Below are 19,180 nucleotides of genomic sequence, written 5' to 3'. Positions count from 1 at the left end.
TACCCGCGCGTGCCGCCCTGCGCATTCACGCCGCATCGCTGCGCTGGCTTTTTGCGACGACGCTAAGGTGGTAGGCTTGGCAGATTTCTCCACCCGCTTCGAACCGGGGGCCTGCCGAGCTTATCGAGAGGCTGGCCCTGCGCATGAGCAGCGCCGCCGTCACCGAGGTGATACACAAGAACGTATCAATATTCCAATCCCGGGCGAAACGGGCAAACCCCTGTTCCAGCAGCCGCCGCACCCGCATTCTATCACGGGCTCCCAGAGTGTCTTCGACAAAGAACCGGCTGACCTCCCAGATCCCCGGATCCTGTGGCGCGGCGTCATCCAGCACATTGGAGGGAAGCCCCGGCAGCAGGCCCAGCTGCGCATCCCGCAACATATAGCTGGTGTTCATACATTGCGCTGTTGTGGGGGTCAGCCTGAAGCCGCCGAGAACAGCCATCCCGTCGTGAACTGCACAGTAGATACTCTCGGGCGTGTCATATTGGTCGAACTCCAATCCACGCACATTGGGCAGATCCCAGCGCCGTAACTTGACGAAATGACGGTAGCGCGCACGCAAAAGCTCGGTAAAGAGCGCGCCGGTCTCCCCAAAATTATCAAATGTAATATCTGTCGACTGCATCCGCGATCCGGCCAGCTGTTCCTGCCGCCCGCGGGCGTGCATTCTGCAAATTTATCGAAAATTTGACTCAACCTATCCGGCAATCGTAAATTTTGAATTAATTCCTGTGGGTTGAACTTCTTTTTACGAACGGTTCTTGTCGGTGTGAGAGCCGATCAGACCGTGCGAGTTAACGACGGCATCGCTATCTTGCGAATTTCCGACAGTAGAACCGATTTCTTGACAGGTTTGGCAAGGTAACTGGCCGCACCCAGCTGCAAAAACAGCTCCTGCTCCTCAGGGGCCGCATTCGCTGTCAGCATGATCACCGGAGTGGCCCCGATCCGTCCACCACGCCGCAGCATTTCGGTCAGTGTTTCGCGACCGTCCATGACCGGCATCTTCATGTCCAACAGCACAAGATCAACCGGGTTCTGCTCAAGCCAGGCAAGCGCCTCGACGCCATTTTCGGCATCTGTGATCTGGACGTTGCTGTTTTTGAGGAAGGCGCGAACGACCATTCTATTGGAGGCAGTATCATCCACCACGAGGATCGACAGCCCCCCGAGATCGCTGATCTCGCTACCGGCTGCCGGCTGTTGAAGGGTCTCAACCTCCGCAGGGTCGAGGCTTTTTATCGGACAGACAAAGGTAAAGCAGCTGCCCCAGTCGGGGCTGGTCCGAACGGTGATATCGCCCCCCATGATGCGTGCCAGATGGCGGGCGATCGCCAGGCCCAGACCGGTGCCCGGCACATTTGGTGCAGCCTTGTCGATGGCCCGATAGAAATCCGTGAACAGCTTGGCGCTCTGCTCGGGTGTCATGCCACGTCCGGTATCAGACACCGCGACCCGCAGCATCGCACGCCCCTCGAACTCTTCGATATCGGCGACGACCTCGACATGGCCGACCTCGGTGTATTTCACGGCATTCGAAACAAGGTTTCCGATCACCTGACGCAGGCGCAGCGCATCACATTCGGCATAGTCGGGAATACCCGGCTCCAATCTGATATGAAGCCTGAGCCCCTTCTCATCCGCCCGTGCGCGATACATTTCAACGGCACTGGAGATTTCTTCGCCCGGGACCGCTGTCGCGAGGTTCAGCTCGAACTGACCTGACTCGATCTTGGCGTGATCCAATACGTCATCAAGAATGCCGGTCAACGCCTGCGACGATTTGCGCAGAAGCTGCGTCTGCTCCCTCAGCGTTTCAGAGCCGGAGTTTTCCTCCTCGATCAGCTCGGACATGCCGCAGATCGCGTTCAAAGGTGTGCGGATCTCATGGCTCATCGCTGCGAGGAAACGGCTCTTCGCGCGGCTTGCAGCCTCTGCCGCACGCAGGGCCTCTTGCAGGCGGGCGGTCAGCCGGTGCTGCACCCACATGGCATGAAGCATGTAGGCGGCCCCCAGCAGGGCGACCACCGCTGCTATGACCATCTCTCCCGCACTGGCAAACCGGGACAGCGTCGCGCTGATCATATAGCCAACCGTGCAGATGATCGGCACCGCCGTGATGATACCGAAATGAAGCCAGGCTGACCGCGCAACAACACAGTGGTTGAGCGCGATGATCAGCAGCATTGCGCCCATCAGTTTCGGAAAGGGTTCCGGGTGCAGAAACAACAGCAATGACAGGGAGTTAAAGACGCAGACTCCGACGAATGCGGAGCCGGCAAACAGCAGCGTGTTGCGGACCGTCACCTCAGATATCAGCCTGCGATAGACCCGCAGCCCAACAACTTCGACAAGGACATAGGCGCCATAGACCACCGCGACGGCCTGAAACGACAGGAAGTAGAGCGACAACAGCGAGACCAGGCTGATGGAGGCAAACCGCGACGGAAGATCCGAGCGCACAAGCTGGTTTTGACTGGACACGGAGTTCACGAGGTCTGGCGATAAAGAAAACAAACGCATCCTCCTTCCCGTGTTTCTTTGGCGCTGTCCCTTCGGTTACGCCCAAGCGTGAAAACAAGCCTCACCTGACTGCATCACTGCTAACCGATTCGTCCCTACCGTTAAATTGCAGTCAAATAATGACGGATGACTTAATACAGTCACGCTGGCCTCTTAACACAGTCAGGTCGATTACCCTGCGCGGTGGCGGTGGATCGGATAGGTCCTGTACCAAAAAGGCCAGCCCGCAGTGCAAGGGCCGGAAAGGCCCACGTCATGACCGAAGGTCGCCTGAGGGCATCCCATCAACTGATTGCGACTGCGAAGAGCGTAAATCAATCGATCATACCAGCTATGTCAGGTAAATGGTGCCCCCACACGGACTCGAACCGCGGACCTACTGATTACAAATCAGTTGCTCTACCAGCTGAGCTATAGGGGCCTTGGGCAGCGAGATAGCGTCTCTGGATGGAGGGTGCAAGACGAAAAATTCGTCACCCACCCGAGAATTTCGCGGCGTCAATTTCGCAGCAGAGCCCGTGCCCTCTCGTAGCGATCGGCGCAGTGTTCGTCGTGGTCAGACAGGAGGCCGCTGAAGCCCTGCCTTGCAGGCGCATTGACGAAATCGTAGCGCTCAGGCGAAACCTGCGCCTGCTGGTTCGACAGGCAGGCGGTCAGGCAGCAGATGCCAATCTCTCCAGAGACCTACTGGCAGCGGTGGTGGAAATATATGATCATGGCCGCAACCGCATTGCAGGGGATGTCGCATACGTGTCGAAAGTATATGAACACCGCATCGCCAGAAAACCGGACGCCACAACATGACCGATCCCCATTTCAACATCATGATCATCGGACAGGCCGGACGGTTGCAATATGAGGCGGTGCTGTTTGCCGCCTCTCTGCGACACTATGCTCCCGATTTTGCCGGGCGGCTCTATGTGGCGGTTCCGCAGCCTGGACCCAAGTGGCACAAGGACCCGAGCATCCGCAGCCAGCTGGTCTTGCAGGCACTGGATATGCTTGGGGCGGACCTCCTGCCATTTCAGTCCGACGTCTTTGGTCAGGCCTACCCCTATGGGAACAAGATCGAGGCGCTTCTGGCGCTTCCGGAGGGGCAGCCTTTTGTCTTCTTTGACAGTGATACGCTGATCACCGGTCCGATTGATCAGTTGCCGTTTGATTTTGGTCGGCCCTCGGCATCGCTGCGGCGCGAAGGCACCTGGCCGAAGCCCACGCTCTATGGGCCCGACATGACAGGAATCTGGCGGGCGCTCTATGACCGTTTCGATCTGGATTTTGACAGCAGCCTCGATCTCAGCCAGCCTGAAAATTTCTGGCGCCGCTATCTCTACTTCAATGCCGGCTATTTCTATGGTGCCTGTCCGCAGGTCTTTGGGCGCCGGTTTCTCGACTATGCGACATCAATCCGCGACGACCTGCCCATGGCGCTGATCGGGCAGTCACTGGACCCCTGGCTGGACCAGATCGCCCTGCCCCTTGTCATACACAGCCTGGGCGGTGGCCGCGACACGCTGCCGGAGGGATATCTCGACGGGGTGACCAGCTGCCATTACCGCAGCTTCCCGCTGCTATATGCGCGCGAGAGCGACGCCGTTGTCGACGCGCTGGAGACCGTGGCAAGCCCGAACAAAATCAAGAAAGTTCTGAAGCAATATGAGCCGATGAAACGGATGATCTACCAGAGGCGCGGTGCCAAGCTGCGCGCGATGTTTGACCGCGACAACCTGCCTCGCAAGGAGCGGGCCCTGCGCAATCGGATCAAATCCGCAGGCTTCTGGATGCGGTAACCGGCGCCGCCGCTGGCAGCCCCGGATCAGGACCAAGGGCCAGGCAGCGCTGTTTCAATCGGCCCCGGCGTCACCGATCAAGAGGCGCGTCCAAATTGCGCCTTGCCTTACGCGCCGTGGCGGAGTGTTCTTACGCGCGAGACGTATTCGACCATCCAAGGGGAGCACATCCATGTCTGAAGCGCCAAGCTACGGGTTCGACACATTGCAGATTCACGCGGGCGCCAAGCCCGATCCGGCCACCGGTGCGCGGCAGACACCGATCTACCAGACCACGGCCTATGTGTTCCGCGATGCAGATCACGCCGCCGCCCTGTTCAATCTGCAGGAAGTTGGCTTTATCTATTCACGCCTGACCAACCCCACGGTCGCTGTACTTCAGGAGCGCATTGCGACCCTGGAAGGCGGCGTCGGCGCGGTCTGCTGCTCTTCCGGCCACGCCGCACAGATCATGGCGCTGTTCCCGCTGATGGGCCCGGGCCGTAACGTCGTTGCATCGACGCGCCTTTATGGAGGCACCGTCACCCAGTTCAGCCAGACCATCAAACGCTTTGGCTGGTCAGCGAAATTTGTCGATTTTGACGACCCGGATGCGGTTGCGGCCGCAATTGATGACGATACACGGGCCGTATTTGGGGAATCGGTCGCCAACCCCGGCGGCTATGTGACCGATATCCGCTCGATTGCGGATGTTGCAGATGCGGCGGGCGTGCCGCTGATCATCGACAACACATCTGCCACGCCATACCTCTGCAATCCAATTGCCCATGGTGCGACGCTGGTGGTGCATTCCACCACGAAATACCTGACCGGCAATGGTACCGTCACCGGCGGCGTGATTGTCGATTCCGGCAAATTCGACTGGTCGGCAAATGACAAATTCCCGTCGCTGTCGCAGCCCGAACCGGCCTATCACGGGCTGAAGTTCCACGAGACCTTTGGCGGGCTGGCCTTTACCTTCCACGGGATTGCCATCGGTCTGCGTGACCTCGGCATGACGATGAACCCACAGGCCGCGCATTACACCTTGATGGGGGTCGAAACCCTTAGCCTGCGGATGGAACGCCACTGCGAGAACGCCAAAACCGTTGCGTCCTGGCTCGAACAGGATCCGCGGGTTGATTATGTGACCTATGCGGGGCTGCCCTCGTCGCCATATCACGCCCGTGCCAAGGAGCACTATCCCAAGGGCACCGGCGGGCTGTTCACCTTTGCGGTCAAGGGCGGCTATGACGCCTGTGTCAAACTGGTGAACTCTCTCGAAATTTTCAGCCATGTCGCGAACCTTGGCGATACCCGGTCGCTGATCATCCACTCGGCCTCCACCACCCACCGTCAGCTGACGCCGGAACAGCAGGAAGCCGCCGGCGCCGGGGCCAATGTCGTGCGTGTCTCGATCGGGATCGAAAATGCTGAAGACCTGATCGCCGATCTGGATCAGGCGCTGACCGCCGCCACCAGCTAGGGCAACGGCACTGCCAAAACATGAAAAAGGCCGGGGTAACCCGGCCTTTTTGCTATGTGGTTAGTCGGCGTCGGTGGATTTGATATCGTAGACAACCGACACGCTGTGACTAAAGCTCAGCTCGCCCGCCTCGATCGGCATAGGGGCGCTGCGGGCCATCTCCATCGCCATCATCGGCTGGCCACCGCCGGTCTCGCGGTCATGGATCGACCGTACCGGCCCCAATTCGACCCCGGCGGCTTCGGCGAGCTGGGTCGCCTTGCGCAGGGCATCCTTTACCGCTGCCCCCCGGATCTGGTCCTGCACCTTGGCCGGATCGGCCACACCAAAGCTAAGCCCGCGGAAATCATTGGCGCCGACCCTCAGCACCTGATCAAGCACCTCGCCCAGGCGATCCAGATCGCGGATCCTGAGGGCCAGGGTATTTGACGCCGAGAACCCGGTAATCTTGCGGCGCCCGTCGTCATAGCTGCGATCCTGCGACCAGACCGGGTTGAGCGAGATCTGCTGGGTCTGCATATCCTCAGCCGCGATGCCGGCCGCTCTCAACTCATCGACGACCTCCACCATCTTGGTCGAGACGGCCGACATGGCCAGCGCGGCCTCATCAGCTTCTTCGGTCACGCCAAGCGTGATTGTTGCCAGCGTGGGCGTGACCGCGATACGTGCGTCCCCGGTGACGGCAATCTGCCGGTCGATGCGGGTTTCATCGGCACTTGCCAGACCTGTTGCCAGCACGACGGCCAGGGCCGAGGCCAAAATATGTGTCGCTTTCATAGAACTGCTCCCTTTCTGAGGTGTTACATGGGGATGGCAATTGGCCGCCTGCAAGGGGGAAATGGTGTCTTTTCCTTTCCCTTGCGCCCGCTCTGCCGTATGGTCTGCGCCAAGATCGCCTTGCCACACTGGGGTATGGGCACATTAGAGCTGAAGGCGTGTTTGCATCATGAAACCGGGGTTTGCACTCTCTCTGTCCTCCACCGGCGTTTGCCTGTTGCAGCGAGCCGCTGGTGGCTGGCGTCAGATTGGCACGGTTGCGCTGGATGTGGAGGATCTGGGTGAGGCATTGGCAGACCTGCGCCGACTGGGCGAACGGTACGCCCAGGGGCCGATCGCCTGCAAGCTCATCATTCCCAATGATCAGATCCGTTATCTGACCCTTCAGACCGGCGTCACTGACACTGCGGATCGTCGTGCCGCCGCCGAACGGGGACTGGACGGGGCGACCCCGTATCGGGTCGATGAACTGGCCTTTGACCTCAGCGAGGATGGATCGCAGACGCATGTGGCCGCAGTGGCCCGGGAGACACTGCAGGAAGCCGAAGATTTTGCTCTGATGCACGGGTTTCTGCCGGTTGGTTTCGTGGCGGTACCGGGCGATATGGATTTTCTGGGAGAGCCCTACTTTGGTGCCTCGCAGACGTTGCTGCAATCAGGGGAAGAACCGGCTGAGCCTGATGGAATTGCGGTCGTCAACATAGGCCCCGCCGCGCCGCCTGAGCCTGAGCCTGAGCCTGAGCCTGAGCCTGAGCCTGTGGAAAGCACGTCTGACGGCACCGAGGCCAGACCCGGCGAGCAACCGGATGCCCTGCCGACCGATGCCGCTGCTGCCGCCAAGGACGCAACGGCGGACGAAGCGGTTGTGGACACGGCTACAACCGCGCCTGAAGCGAGCGACACTGTCGAAGCCTCTGCGGTAGAGACCGCACCGTCAGCGACAGCCGACACCCCAAGCGACCCCGCCGAACCCGCTGCCGCGACCGGGTTTTCCACGCGCAGGCGCAAGGAGGGCGCAGTCCGGAGCGAACCAACGCTGCGCGCCACGACTGCCGCGGCGGATGTGGCGTCGAGCCCGGCTGGAACTTCCACGGACGCGGCGCAACCGTCAGATAAACCGTCGGGCAAGGTCGCTGCTACAACACCAGGGCTGACTGCGAATGGCAAATCCCCTGATGCTGGTCGCGTGGTCCCGCATGCGGCGTTTGGCACGATCGCCCTGGCAGATAGCCCTGTCGGGTCTGGTGGTGGTCTGGGCAAGGCCCCGGCGATAGTTACGCCGCCCGCAGCCGCCAAGGCCATCATCCCCCCGGCGCCAAAACCATCGGGTCCAGCGCCTGTCCTGCCCCGCGATGAAATGGTTGAGATTTCCCTGACGGACACCCCGAAGGATAAGAAATCCCTGCATGAAGCAGGCAAGGCTGCTCTGCTGGCAGGCGTCAGAAAGAAAAAAATCGGCGGCAAACCACGTTTCCTGGGGCTTGCTCTAGTGACGGCTCTGCTCCTATTCATGGCAATCGTGGCCGCCTGGGCCATACTTGCGGAAAAGCAGACGCGCAACGCCGTGACTGATGGTACCGCGGTCCCTCTGGACACGCCCGAGACCGCTGAGGCTGGCGACATTGCCCCACAGGTAAGCGCCATTCCCGATCAGCCGGACGATGGTTCCCTGCTGCCGCTCGACAACATCTCCGATGACGCCGCCGCCGTGCCCTCCGACCCGGCAGAGAGCGACGTGGATGGGCTTTCCAGTACCGATACGGCGGTTCTGGATGCCCTGCGGCTTGAACAGGAGGGACCCGAAGCGGCGGAGCAGACGCTGACCGAAGACCTCGATCTGGCAGAGCTGGCACCTGAGGCGGACCCAGAAATGGGCGACGCCGAACAGGATACACCGCTGACCCGCGCCGCCCAATATGCGGCCACAGGTATCTGGCAGCACGCCCCCGAAACGCCGGAGGCACCGGGGGCGGAGAACCTCGAGACGCTTTACGTGGCCTCGATTGACCCGACAGACATTTCCGAAGATGCCATCGCGCTGCCGGATCCGGATCTCTACGCGACCGACCTGCAACTTGGTTCGGTCAGCACGCCAACGGCCGCCGGTCAGCAGTTTGAACTGGATGAGCGCGGCTTGGTCAAAGCGACTCCGGAAGGCAGCTTGAACCCGGATGGGGTCATGGTGTTCCTCGGTCGCCCGGAGAAAGTCCCGCCGCCGACACCGGCCCGCCCCGACCCCGAAGTTGCAGCGGCAGCAGAGGAAGCCGCGCGACAGGCGATCCTGTCGGAACTCCGGCCGAAGCAACGCCCAAGGGATCTGGTTGAGCAGAACGAACGGGCCCAGCTCGGCGGGTTGAGCCGCGCCGAACTGGGCGCCTTACGTCCCCGCCCGCGCCCACCCGGACTGAAGCCCGCTGAAGAGAACAGCCTGCCTGCAACCGCACAGGCCATTGCGCGCTCCGTGGTTCCGCGCGCGCGGCCGGCCAATTTTGCCAATCTGGTCGATCGTGCCCAACGCAACCCGCAGCGCAACGCGGAGCCGAGCATTGCCGAAGCCGTTGCCAGCAGCCCGCCGCAGACCGTGACGCCCCGGATCCCGTCCAGTGCATCCGTGGCCCGTCAGGCCACGATCGACAACGCGATCAACCTGCGGCGCGTGAACCTGATTGGTGTCTATGGCACCCCTTCAAATCGCCGGGCGCTGATCCTGATGCCCAATGGGCGTTACAAGAAGGTGAAGGTCGGAGACCGGATCGACGGTGGCCGCGTTGTCGCTATCGGCGACAGCCAGCTGCAATACCAGAAAGGCAATCGAAATCTGACGCTGAAAATTCCGAGTGGCTAATTCCGAGTGGCTAGGGGCTGCATCTTAACTGAAGACGCTCATTCGAAGCTGACTTGTCAAAGCCGGACCAGCATAGGACCGGCTTCTTTGATTCAGTGGGGTAAGGGACAGTTATTCTACCCCTGTAAGCTCTCCATTGGCGATCTGCTCGCGCTCGATCGACTCAAACAGAGCCTTGAAGTTCCCCTCTCCAAAACCATCGTCGCCCTTGCGCTGAATGAACTCAAAGAAGATCGGCCCGATCACGGTCTTGGAGAAGATCTGTAGCAGGATCTTGGTTTCGCCCCCGTCAACGACCCCTTCGCCGTCGATCAGGATGCCGTGTTTCTGCATCCGGTCCAGAGGCTCGTCATGACCGACGACACGATCATGGCTCATCTCATAATAGCTCGCGGGCGGCGCCGGCATGAAGGTGATCCCGCGTTCGGAGATTTCGTCGGTCGCCCCATAGATGTCCTCGGTCCCGACAGCAATGTGCTGGATACCTTCACCGTTGTATTTCTTCAGATAGGACACGATCTGCCCGGTTTCGCCACGATCTTCGTTGATCGGAATGCGGATCCGGCCACAGGGGGAGGTCAGCGCGCGGCTCAACAGGCCGGTGAACTTGCCCTCGATATCAAAGAAGCGGATTTCCTTGAAGTTGAACAGTTCACCGTAGAACTTGAACCACTTGTCCATATTGCCCTTGTAGACATTGTGGGTCAGGTGATCGAGGTAGTAGAAGCCGACGCCGCGTGGTTTGGACTGCTTCAGCCACTCGAACTCTTCGTTATAGGGCGAGGTGTCATAGTACTGGTCGATGAAGTAGATCAGAGAGCCGCCGATCCCCTTGATCGCGGGCACATCCATGGTCTTGTCGTCGCCCTCATAGGCTTCGGCGCCTTTGGACAGGGCATGTTCGAACGCTTTTTGCGCGTCAACCACCCGCCAGCCCATCGAGGGTGCGCAGGGACCATGCTCGGCCACGAATTTCTCGGCAAAGCTACCGGCCTCGGCATTCAGGATATAGGTGATATCGCCCTGCTGCCACAGCTCCACGCCGGGCTTTGCCTTATGATGACCAACCAGTTCATAGCCCATGCGCGTAAACAGATCGCGCAGCTCCTGAGGCTCGGGGTGAGCGAATTCGACAAATTCAAAACCATCGGTGCCGGCCGGGTTTTCGGCGCTGATGACGGACTTCGGGGCATTATGCGGGAACGGACCCATGCGGCTTCCTCCAGATCGAGAATGGTGTAGCTGCATCCAGAATACCGCAATTCCGATGCTTGTTTTGCGCATAGTTTAGGTTACACCTAGGACCAGATGCGCAGAACGCGCATTCATCTAGTGATTTACGTGAAAGTTCCGCACATGTTGGACGCAACCGATCAGAAACTGCTGGCAGCCTTGCAGAAGGATGCCCATCTTACCGCGCAGCAGCTGGGAGAATTGCTGAATCTCTCTGCCAGTCAGGCGGGGCGACGCAGGCAGCGACTGGAGGCCGATGGCTATATCCGCAGCTACGAGGCGCGGCTTGATCCTGACAAGTTGGGGTTGAGCGTACAGGGGTTTGTTCAGGTTCATCTGGAGAGCCACGGACCCGAACAGTCTGAGCGATTTTCCCGGTTGGTCAGATCGCGCCCGGAAATCACCTCCGCCTGGACGATGACGGGCGAAGCGGACTATTTACTTAGGGTATTTTGCACTGATCTGGCCGCCCTGAATCGACTTTTGCATGAAATTTTACTGCCACATCCCACTGTTGCGCGGGTCCAAAGTCAGATCGTCATGGCACAATTAAAAAGCGATGGCCCCCTGCCAACTTAAGGTTCCGTGAACACTCGTGCGATATACAAACACGGTACAGACTCAGAGATTGGATAGAGACCGTGTCCTTTGTAGATCGTCGCATTGAAAGCCGCCCCTCCCGCGGAGAAGCCCCATTTGGGCTGAACGAAGTATTTTTCTCGCGCACTGACAGCCGCGGGGTCATTCTTGCCGGTAACTATGTATTTCGAAGGGTGTCCAATTACGACTGGGAAGAGCTGCTGGGCGCGCCGCATCGCACCATTCGCCACCCGGACATGCCCAAGGGCGTGTTTCAACTGTTCTGGGACACGATCAAAAGCGGCCAGACCATGGGCGCCTACGTCAAAAACAAATCGAAGGATGGCCTGTATTACTGGGTCTATGCGGTTGTCGTGCCCTGCGGCGATGGTTACCTGTCGGCCCGCCTCAAACCCAGCAGCAAGATCTTTGACAACGTGCGCGCCCTATATACCAAGCTGTTGGCTGCTGAAAAAGACGAAGGTCTGTCGCCAGAGGAAAGCGCCGAACGGCTGAAGAGCTGGATCGTCGAACACGGTTACGAAAACTACCGCCAATTCGCCACAAAAGCGATGAGCGAAGAACTGATCGCACGAGACATCGGGCTGGAGAACGAGCCGGATCAGATGATCGTCGATCTGTGCAAGATGCTGGCCAACGCCAAGACGCTTGTTGCGGAAACCGAAGGTCTGATCAAAGATTTCGACGCCATGCACACGATCCCGCATAACCTGCGGGTCATCGCGTCGCGCATTGAGCCGTCAGGCGGTCCGGTCACCGTGCTCTCGCAGAACTACGGTGCTATGTCGCGCGAGATGTCGGATTGGTTCGCGGCCCATGTAATGGGGAAAGACAGCAATTTTGCGGTGATTGAAACCGCCGTCGATGATTCACTGTTTGTCGAATGTATGGTTCGCGTTCTGAAGGAATGCGACATCCAGCTTCAGAAAGAGCGTCGCAGCCTTGGCGATGTCGACATGCAGGGCGAGCGTGAGGTACTGGCCGAACTGGTGGCTGCGCAGCTTGAGCGCGCGGGCAAAGGACTGGATCAGGTGGACCGCGAGGCCTCGCGCATCATGCATGCCTGTCAGGTCATGCACCGACATTTTCTTGGCCTCAGCTCAACCCGTGTCCTGTGTAAGATTGAAAGCGCCCGCCTGCCGGAATCGGGCGAGACACTGGCCGATATCATCGACCAGCTCGGCGTGTTTCAGGAACGTATTTCCCATCGCCTGGAACGTATCGCCAAATTGAGCAATGAAATCCGCTCGCTGGAACGCTGAGACTGACCAAGCTGTTACGCAGCTCATTCTTTCGCATGGCGCTTTCGCGCGCCTGACCGGGGGCGCTCCTTGCTTTGGAGCGCCTCCGGGGTTCGTTGATCCCTCCGCATTTTGACATCCACGGCCGTGTCCCTGCCCGGTCTCATGATCGGTGGTATGAAAGGCCGACCGGCGGCAACGCTCCGCTATCGGGACGGCGGCATGTTAGACGTTGCCAACACGCCCTATGCTTGCGATATCAAAGCCTATGGACGCATTTCTTTATCAGGCGACAATTTATCTAGCAGCCGCTGTAATTGCGGTGCCCATCGCGGCGCGGTTGGGCCTCGGTTCCGTGCTTGGCTATCTGGCGGCCGGGATCATCATCGGACCGGTTTTTGGCTTCGTCGGAAGTGAAGCAGAAGACCTGCGGCATTTCGCCGAATTCGGCGTCGTCATGATGCTGTTCCTGATCGGATTGGAGCTTGAGCCGCGCGCGCTCTGGGCAATGCGGAACAAACTGCTTGGCCTTGGGGGGTTACAGATCCTTCTCAGCACCGTGGCCCTGATGGGCGCGGCCATGCTGGCGGGGGAGACCTGGCAGGTCAGCCTGGCCGTTGGTCTGGCGCTCTCGCTCTCGTCAACTGCGATCGTCTTGCAGACCCTCTCGGAGAAAGGCCTGATGCGTACCGGCGGCGGGCGGGCGACATTCTCGGTGCTGCTGACACAGGATATCGCGGTCATCCCGATTCTTGCACTGCTGCCCCTGCTCGCTGCCCAGCATGGCGCTCAGATCATTGGCGATGGATCCATTGCGCGCAGCGCCGAGGAAGCCCATGCGGCCTCCGGCCACGCAACGCTTTCTCTGGTCGAAGGGCTGCCCGGCTGGGCCGTGACACTGGTCACCATTGGCGCGATTGCGTCCATTGTGCTGGCCGGTGTCTATCTCGCCCGCCCGGTCTTCCGCTTCATCCATGCATCGAATCTACGGGAGATGTACACCGCCCTGGCGCTGATGATCGTCGTCGGCATTTCCTTCCTGATGACGCTGGTTGGTCTCTCGCCTGCGCTTGGCGCCTTTCTGGCCGGGGTTGTTCTGGCCAACAGCGAATTTCGCCATGAACTCGAAAGCGATCTCAACCCTTTCAAAGGGCTGCTGCTGGGGCTGTTCTTCATCACGGTCGGGGCTGGCATCAACTACCGCCTATTCCTGGCCGAGCCGGGCGATCTGATCGGCCTTGCGCTTCTCGTCATCCTTGCAAAAGGCATAGTGCTTTATTTTGTCGGCAAGGCCTTCGGCCTGAAGAAACGAAATCACTGGCTGTTTACGCTGGGCCTTGCACAGGCGGGGGAGTTTGGCTTTGTCCTGCTGGCATTTTCGCGGCAACTCAATGTCGTTCCGCCCGAGCTGTCGGAAAAGCTGCTTCTGGTGATTGCATTGTCGATGCTGATCACCCCGCTTCTGTTCATCCTTTATGACGTGCTGTCGAAATACAGCAAGGACAACCCCAAGGAACAGGCCGCCGACGAAATCGACGAAGAAGGTCCCGTCATCATAGCCGGGATTGGCCGCTTTGGTCAGATTGTCAATCGTCTGGTGCGCGCCAGCGGGTTCAACACGGTTGTGCTCGATAGCAATATGGCCTCGGTACAGCTGATGCGCCGGTTCGGGGTCAAGAGCTTCCTCGGCGATCCGACCCGGCCAGAGCTGCTAAAAGCCGCGGGGATTGCCAAGGCCAAGGTTCTGGTTGTCGCACTGGATGATCGCGAGGCCGCGCTGAGGCTGGTCGCCCATGCCCGTCGCGGCCATCCGGAGCTGCACATCGTTGCGCGCGCCTTCGACCGCAACCACGTGTTTGAGCTCTATAAGGCGGGGGCGAATGATATCGTCCGCGAGATGTTCGACAGCTCGCTTCGCGCGGGGCGCTACGTTCTGGAGCAGATCGGCCTAAGCGAATATGAGGCCGCACAGGCTGAACAGACCTTTTATGCGCATGACCGCCATACTGTGCGGGAACTGGCGGGCCTCTGGATCCCGGGCACGCCGGCCAGTGAAAACCCAGCCTACATCGCCCGCGCCCGCGAGTTGGAAAAAGATCTGGAAACAGCCCTGCTGGAGCTTGCCGAAGCCAAGAAGTCCACTGACCAGAAGTCAGCCTGAGCGCCGATCCTGCGCCGTCGCGCCCTGGCCTAGCTGACGGAGACGCCCGCCTCTTCAAATGTCGCCATACCGCTGTGGCAGGCAACGGCGGCCCGCAGGACCTGGATCGCCAAAGCCGCACCCGATCCCTCGCCAAGGCGCAGGTCAAGCGAGAGAAACGGCGGCTTGCCCAGGTGGGTCAACAGCGCGGCATGGGCGCTTTCGGCGCTCTGGTGACCCGCGACCGCATGATCCAGCGCCGCCGGATGGGTCCGCATCAGGCAGGCCGCAGCGGCACAGCAGATAAAGCCATCAAGAATAACCGGGATACGCATCATGCGGGCCGCAGTCATCGCCCCGGCCATGGCTGCAATCTCACGCCCGCCCAAACGGCGCAGCGCCTCGACACCGTCGGTGATGGCTGGGCCATGCAAGGCCACTCCTTCGGCCACGACCCGGGTTTTGTTGGCAAGCCCGGTATCATCAATACCGGTCCCCCGGCCGGTCCAATCCGCAGCGTCGCCGCCAAACAGCGCGCAGGCCAGCGCTGCGGCGGGGGTCGTATTGCCGATGCCCATTTCGCCGACAACAAGCAAATCCGCAGCCGGATCCACCGACTTCCACCCGGTCTGAAGCGCGCTGAGCAGCTCGACGCTGTCCATGGCGGCGCCTTTGGTAAAATCCTGAGTCGGTTTTTCAAGATCAAGGCTGTGAACATCTAGCCGGGCGCCTGCCAGCTTGGCCAGCTGATTGATCGCCGCGCCGCCGTGTTTGAAGTTCGCGACCATCTGCGCTGTCACTTCACTGGGAAAGGCAGACACCCCCTGCTCCACAATCCCGTGGTTACCGGCAAAGACGATCACCTGCGGCGCGCGGATCACCGGGCGCTCGCTTCCGCGCCAGCTGCCGTACCAGATTGCCAGATCCTCAAGCCGCCCCAGCGAACCGGGCGGTTTGGTCAGTTGACTGTTGCGCTCGGCGGCAGCGGTCTCAGCCTGTTCGTCCACCCCCGGGGCCTGCGCAAGCTGCGCACGAAAGTGATCAAGCGAAAAGAGCGGTGACAGCATTGAAAGCCTCATTGCATCGAAGGGGTCGTCGCAGGTAAAGCGGATCATCCGTATGTACCCGTTCATCTTGACACCGCAAGCCCTCTGTGAGGCCCGCAAATGCGAAAAAACGACATATCTGGCATAGATTTTCTACTCGTGTTGATCTTGTTGACACGTTTGCCGATGCCAAAGTTGCAAAAACAACAGTTTGCGCGCCATGCGCACGCGGTCTGGGCCTTCCCCTTTGCCGGGGTTGCCGTTGCGGTACCTGCCTGCATTCTGTCGATGATGGCGCTGGCCTTCGGGCTCAGCCCGATGGTCGCGGCGGGGATTGCGCTGCTGACGCAGACGGTGCTGACCGGGGCGATGCATGAGGACGGGCTGGCCGATACAGCTGATGGGTTCTGGGGTGGCTTCACGCGGGAGCGGCGGCTGGAGATCATGAAGGACAGCCATATCGGCACCTATGGCGTTCTGGCCCTGATCCTGAGCGTTGGCCTGCGCTGGATGGCGTACGCCAGCATTCTGGCGGCGGCCGCCCCCTGGGCCCTACTGCCTGTTGCAATGCTGAGCCGGGCCATGATGCCACTGGTCATGGCCGCGCTTGCGAATGCGCGCGGCTCGGGTCTGTCATCCTCCGTCGGCCGACCGCCTTGGCGTGCCTGCGGGCTGGGGCTGGCGATTGCGGGTCTGGTGGCGCTGCTGATACTGGGCTGGTCAGGCTGGGGCGTATTGCTGGCCATGCTTGCCGCGACAGCCGTGATCGCGGCAACCGCGCGTACCAAGATTCGCGGACAAACCGGGGATGTACTGGGGGCGACGCAACAGCTGAGCGAGCTTTCCGGGTTGCTGGTCCTTGCGGCGGCGTTTGGCTGAACAGCCATGCCTGGTTCCGGTCACTCCACCCCGCTGGTGCGGATTTTCAGCTGCCCGCCGCAATGTTTACAATGCACCGCGTCGATATCGTGGCGCGTCAATCCGCATTGGCTGCAGGTGTAGCGCACCCGCTGGGGGTTAAAGATCGCCTGCGCCAGCCGCACGAACAAAGTCACCCCCACAACCATGACAAAAACCGAAAATGTCTTGCCAGCTGGTGTGGCCATGGTGATGTCGCCGAAGCCGGTCGTGGTCAGTGTCGCCACGGTAAAATACAGCGCGTCAATGTAGGGATAATCGCTGCCGGATGTATCCATGAAGAACACAAGAGCCGTCATCGAGGTTGCGAAGACAAAGATGAAGAGGTTGATCCCCGCGATGATTGCATCTTCATGGCGGCGGAAAAACCGGCTGTCGCGCCGCAGGTCCTGTAGCAGATGATAGGAGTGGATCAGCCGTAGCCCTCGCAGGATACGTAGGAAAGCCAGCCCTCCCGGCAGGATCGTCTCCAGCAGCAGTGAGATCAGCACCACAATGTCGGCCAGCGTATAGATGCGCCAGAGCAGTTTGCGGCGGTTGCCGCTGATCCAGAACCGCGCCGCCAGATCCAAAGCGATGACGACACCGGCCATCCAGCTCAGCCCGATCAGCCAGGGACCATGGGGAATATGGGCCGTCGACATGAAAAATAGAATTGTAACCGCATCAAATCCGATCAGCCCGTAGCGAAACCGGACCGACGCGCTGTCGGTCCCGCGATAGAGATCGGTCAGGCGAGTCTTTAGGTCCGTCATGGTGTTCTCTGCTCGTTTTTTGGGTCTTGGCTCGACGTGTCACATACGAACGCCGTCACGATCCACATGTCCAGCGCCTAAAGCATAGCGCAGAAACGAAAAAGGCCACGCCCTGGAGCGCGGCCTAGGTTTCTTTGTTCGTATATCCGATGGATCGGACCCTGCGGCGATCAGATCTGGATCAGGCCGCGCGGGAGGTCAGCACCTCGTCCACCTGCTTGGCGGCGGAGATTTCGTCACCACCTGAAACCGCCGCAACCTCGCGCGTCAGACGCTCAAGTGCCGCTTCATAGAGCTGACGTTCGGAATAGCTTTGTTCACGCTGGTCATCGGTGCGGTGCAGGTCACGGACCACTTCAGCGATGGAGATCAGGTCACCGGAATTGATCTTCTGCTCATACTCCTGGGCGCGACGCGACCACATGGCGCGTTTGACTTTCGCCTTGCCTTTGAGCGTGGTCATGGCTTTGGCGATCACATCGGGGGAGCTGAGCGACCGCATGCCGATTTCGGTGGCTTTATTGGTCGGCACCCGCAGTGTCATCTTGTCCTTCTCAAAGGTGATCACAAACAGTTCCAGCGTGAAGCCGGCCACTTCCTGCTCTTCGATCGAGATGATCTGGCCAACGCCATGGGCAGGGTACACAACATAGTCGTCAGGGCGGAATTCAGGCTTCTTCGATTTAGTCATACAGGTCTTTCCTCGCTCTGTGCCGACCTTCGGGTCGGCTGGGCTGCCACACATCTACGCGCGCGGTGATCCGAATACCCGCACCCACAGAAATGCCGCAGAAAAACCGCCATAGGACCCGTGCGTCGCAGGGCGCACAGTCAAGGCGGACATCCGTGGTTGGTCATTTACTGAAAGAGTATATCATATTTTCTGCCCCACAAAAAGGCAGCGCTCCGTGAAACATCATGGTCCCAATGGATCCAGACCCGAAAAATGCCATAAAACGGCGGGTCTCCGGTGCGGCCCGTTCCCGGACCGCGCAGTCTTGCAAAGGTGAGTCGCGAAGCAACCAGCCAGCTGGAGCCGCAGACACCTGCTGTTATCAGCCGCCTTCGCCGGGAGCTTCGGAGAAGTACTTCTCCAACTTGCCTTCTTCTCCGTCGCGTTCCTCTGCATCTGGCAGTGGATCTTTCTTGGAGACGATGACTGGCCACATTTCGGAGTATTTCCGATTGAACTCAACCCATTTGTCCATATCCGGCTCGGTATCCGGGCGGATCGCATCGGCGGGGCATTCCGGTTCGCAGACGCCGCAGTCGATACATTCATCCGGGTGAATCACCAGGGTATTCTCGCCCTCGTAGAAACAATCGACCGGACAGACTTCGACGCAGTCGGTGTATTTGCAGGCGATGCAGTTATCCGTAACGACATAAGTCATGGTGGCCGAGTCCCGTAGCTGTTTGGCTTGTAGCTAATTCACCCGAGCGCCGGCTTCAAGATGTCAAAACGCGCCATCCCGGCGACTAAGATCAAGCGCCCTGCGCTCTTTCTTATCCGGGCGACCTTTTCCTTCGTAGCGCGGATTACGCGGCACGGGGTCCTGTTTTTCGGTCAAATCAAAGTACAGCGCCTGTGCCTCTGTAGCAGGTCCGCGCCGTGTTCCAAGTGCTTCGACCCGGACGGTCCGGATGATGCGCCCTTGAGGGAAGGTCAGAACGTCCCCAAGAGAGACGTTCTGAGCCGGTTTTGCAATCTTGTTGCCATTGAGACGGAGATGGCCCGCGCTGACCATCTTGGCGGACAGGCTACGGGTCTTGAAGAACCGCGCCTGCCACAACCATTTGTCGATCCTGATCTTTTCAGCGACCTGCGTCATCCATGGCACCAG

The 19,180-nt window shown here is 59.9% G+C and carries 17 protein-coding genes and 1 tRNA gene; 8 read left to right on the top strand and 10 right to left on the bottom strand.

The annotated features are described in order from the left end of the window. Nucleotides 1–25: 25 nt before the first annotated feature. The 3 genes from VWZ85_RS16565 to VWZ85_RS16555 form a co-directional block, all read right to left on the bottom strand. Nucleotides 26–628 carry an acyl-homoserine-lactone synthase gene (locus VWZ85_RS16565; protein WP_340544829.1) on the bottom strand — a complete coding sequence of 201 codons (603 nt, stop codon included), beginning with the start codon at nucleotides 626–628 and terminating at the stop codon, nucleotides 26–28. 155 nt (nucleotides 629–783) lie between these two features. Beyond that, nucleotides 784–2,487: an ATP-binding protein gene (locus VWZ85_RS16560; protein ID WP_416589180.1), complete on the bottom strand. Its 1,704-nt coding sequence runs from the start codon at nucleotides 2,485–2,487 to the stop codon at nucleotides 784–786. Between the two features lie 384 nt (nucleotides 2,488–2,871). Next, nucleotides 2,872–2,947: transfer RNA gene (locus VWZ85_RS16555), tRNA-Thr, on the bottom strand. A gap of 26 nt (nucleotides 2,948–2,973) precedes the next feature. Between VWZ85_RS16555 and VWZ85_RS16550 the strand changes: the two genes are divergently transcribed. From VWZ85_RS16550 to VWZ85_RS16540, 3 genes are all read left to right on the top strand, one after another. Further along, a complete protein-coding gene (locus VWZ85_RS16550; RefSeq protein WP_416595507.1) occupies nucleotides 2,974–3,330 on the top strand; it encodes a hypothetical protein in 357 nt (118 codons plus the stop codon). Continuing rightward, nucleotides 3,327–4,316, top strand: a complete 990-nt coding sequence (locus VWZ85_RS16545; protein WP_416589178.1) for a hypothetical protein — start codon at nucleotides 3,327–3,329, stop codon at nucleotides 4,314–4,316. The genes VWZ85_RS16550 and VWZ85_RS16545 overlap by 4 nt, the downstream gene beginning before the upstream one ends. A gap of 172 nt (nucleotides 4,317–4,488) precedes the next feature. Beyond that, nucleotides 4,489–5,781, top strand: a complete 1,293-nt coding sequence (locus tag VWZ85_RS16540) for an O-acetylhomoserine aminocarboxypropyltransferase/cysteine synthase family protein (RefSeq protein ID WP_416534734.1) — start codon at nucleotides 4,489–4,491, stop codon at nucleotides 5,779–5,781. Between the two features lie 60 nt (nucleotides 5,782–5,841). Here the strand turns inward: VWZ85_RS16540 and VWZ85_RS16535 are convergent, their stop codons facing one another. Then, nucleotides 5,842–6,558 (bottom strand): SIMPL domain-containing protein, encoded by a 717-nt coding sequence (locus VWZ85_RS16535; RefSeq protein WP_340544792.1) that lies wholly within the window; start codon nucleotides 6,556–6,558, stop codon nucleotides 5,842–5,844. A 169-nt stretch (nucleotides 6,559–6,727) separates the two neighbouring features. On the opposite strand from VWZ85_RS16535, the gene VWZ85_RS16530 reads away from it, so the two are divergent. Beyond that, complete coding sequence (locus VWZ85_RS16530) at nucleotides 6,728–9,403, top strand: hypothetical protein (RefSeq protein ID WP_416589176.1); 2,676 nt, start codon at nucleotides 6,728–6,730, stop codon at nucleotides 9,401–9,403. A gap of 111 nt (nucleotides 9,404–9,514) precedes the next feature. On the opposite strand, the gene hppD is transcribed toward VWZ85_RS16530, so the two are convergent. Then, nucleotides 9,515–10,615, bottom strand: a complete 1,101-nt coding sequence (hppD, locus tag VWZ85_RS16525) for a 4-hydroxyphenylpyruvate dioxygenase (protein ID WP_340544789.1) — start codon at nucleotides 10,613–10,615, stop codon at nucleotides 9,515–9,517. Nucleotides 10,616–10,759: 144 nt separating this feature from the next. On the opposite strand from hppD, the gene VWZ85_RS16520 reads away from it, so the two are divergent. The 3 genes from VWZ85_RS16520 (at nucleotide 10,760) to VWZ85_RS16510 (ending at nucleotide 14,638) form a co-directional block, all read left to right on the top strand. Continuing rightward, on the top strand, nucleotides 10,760–11,215 hold the full coding sequence (locus VWZ85_RS16520) for an Lrp/AsnC family transcriptional regulator (protein ID WP_340544788.1): 456 nt from the start codon (nucleotides 10,760–10,762) through the stop codon (nucleotides 11,213–11,215). A gap of 62 nt (nucleotides 11,216–11,277) precedes the next feature. Next, entirely contained in the window at nucleotides 11,278–12,498 is a 1,221-nt protein-coding gene (locus VWZ85_RS16515) for a PAS domain-containing protein (protein ID WP_416534731.1), read from the top strand. Nucleotides 12,499–12,745: 247 nt separating this feature from the next. Next, on the top strand, nucleotides 12,746–14,638 hold the full coding sequence (locus VWZ85_RS16510; protein WP_416589175.1) for a monovalent cation:proton antiporter-2 (CPA2) family protein: 1,893 nt from the start codon (nucleotides 12,746–12,748) through the stop codon (nucleotides 14,636–14,638). Nucleotides 14,639–14,667: 29 nt separating this feature from the next. Here the strand turns inward: VWZ85_RS16510 and cobT are convergent, their stop codons facing one another. After that, on the bottom strand, nucleotides 14,668–15,684 hold the full coding sequence (cobT, locus tag VWZ85_RS16505; RefSeq protein WP_340544785.1) for a nicotinate-nucleotide--dimethylbenzimidazole phosphoribosyltransferase: 1,017 nt from the start codon (nucleotides 15,682–15,684) through the stop codon (nucleotides 14,668–14,670). Between the two features lie 99 nt (nucleotides 15,685–15,783). On the opposite strand from cobT, the gene VWZ85_RS16500 reads away from it, so the two are divergent. Continuing rightward, nucleotides 15,784–16,542, top strand: coding sequence for an adenosylcobinamide-GDP ribazoletransferase (locus VWZ85_RS16500; RefSeq protein WP_416589173.1), 759 nt, complete (start codon nucleotides 15,784–15,786; stop codon nucleotides 16,540–16,542). Nucleotides 16,543–16,562: 20 nt separating this feature from the next. On the opposite strand, the gene VWZ85_RS16495 is transcribed toward VWZ85_RS16500, so the two are convergent. The 4 genes from VWZ85_RS16495 to VWZ85_RS16480 form a co-directional block, all read right to left on the bottom strand. Continuing rightward, nucleotides 16,563–17,336 (bottom strand): ion channel, encoded by a 774-nt coding sequence (locus tag VWZ85_RS16495; protein WP_340544783.1) that lies wholly within the window; start codon nucleotides 17,334–17,336, stop codon nucleotides 16,563–16,565. Between the two features lie 181 nt (nucleotides 17,337–17,517). Further along, on the bottom strand, nucleotides 17,518–18,027 hold the full coding sequence (locus VWZ85_RS16490) for a CarD family transcriptional regulator (RefSeq protein ID WP_340544782.1): 510 nt from the start codon (nucleotides 18,025–18,027) through the stop codon (nucleotides 17,518–17,520). A 364-nt stretch (nucleotides 18,028–18,391) separates the two neighbouring features. Continuing rightward, nucleotides 18,392–18,730: a ferredoxin FdxA gene (gene fdxA, locus VWZ85_RS16485; protein WP_008559821.1), complete on the bottom strand. Its 339-nt coding sequence runs from the start codon at nucleotides 18,728–18,730 to the stop codon at nucleotides 18,392–18,394. Between the two features lie 63 nt (nucleotides 18,731–18,793). After that, nucleotides 18,794–19,168: an RNA-binding S4 domain-containing protein gene (locus VWZ85_RS16480; protein ID WP_416589171.1), complete on the bottom strand. Its 375-nt coding sequence runs from the start codon at nucleotides 19,166–19,168 to the stop codon at nucleotides 18,794–18,796. Nucleotides 19,169–19,180: the final 12 nt, after the last annotated feature.

The organism is Phaeobacter sp. JH20_29 (assembly GCF_048056175.1).
Taxonomy (GTDB): domain Bacteria; phylum Pseudomonadota; class Alphaproteobacteria; order Rhodobacterales; family Rhodobacteraceae; genus Phaeobacter; species Phaeobacter bryozoorum.
The sequence above is the reverse complement of the archived record's forward strand: the minus strand, read 5'-3'. Positions and strand labels throughout refer to the sequence as shown.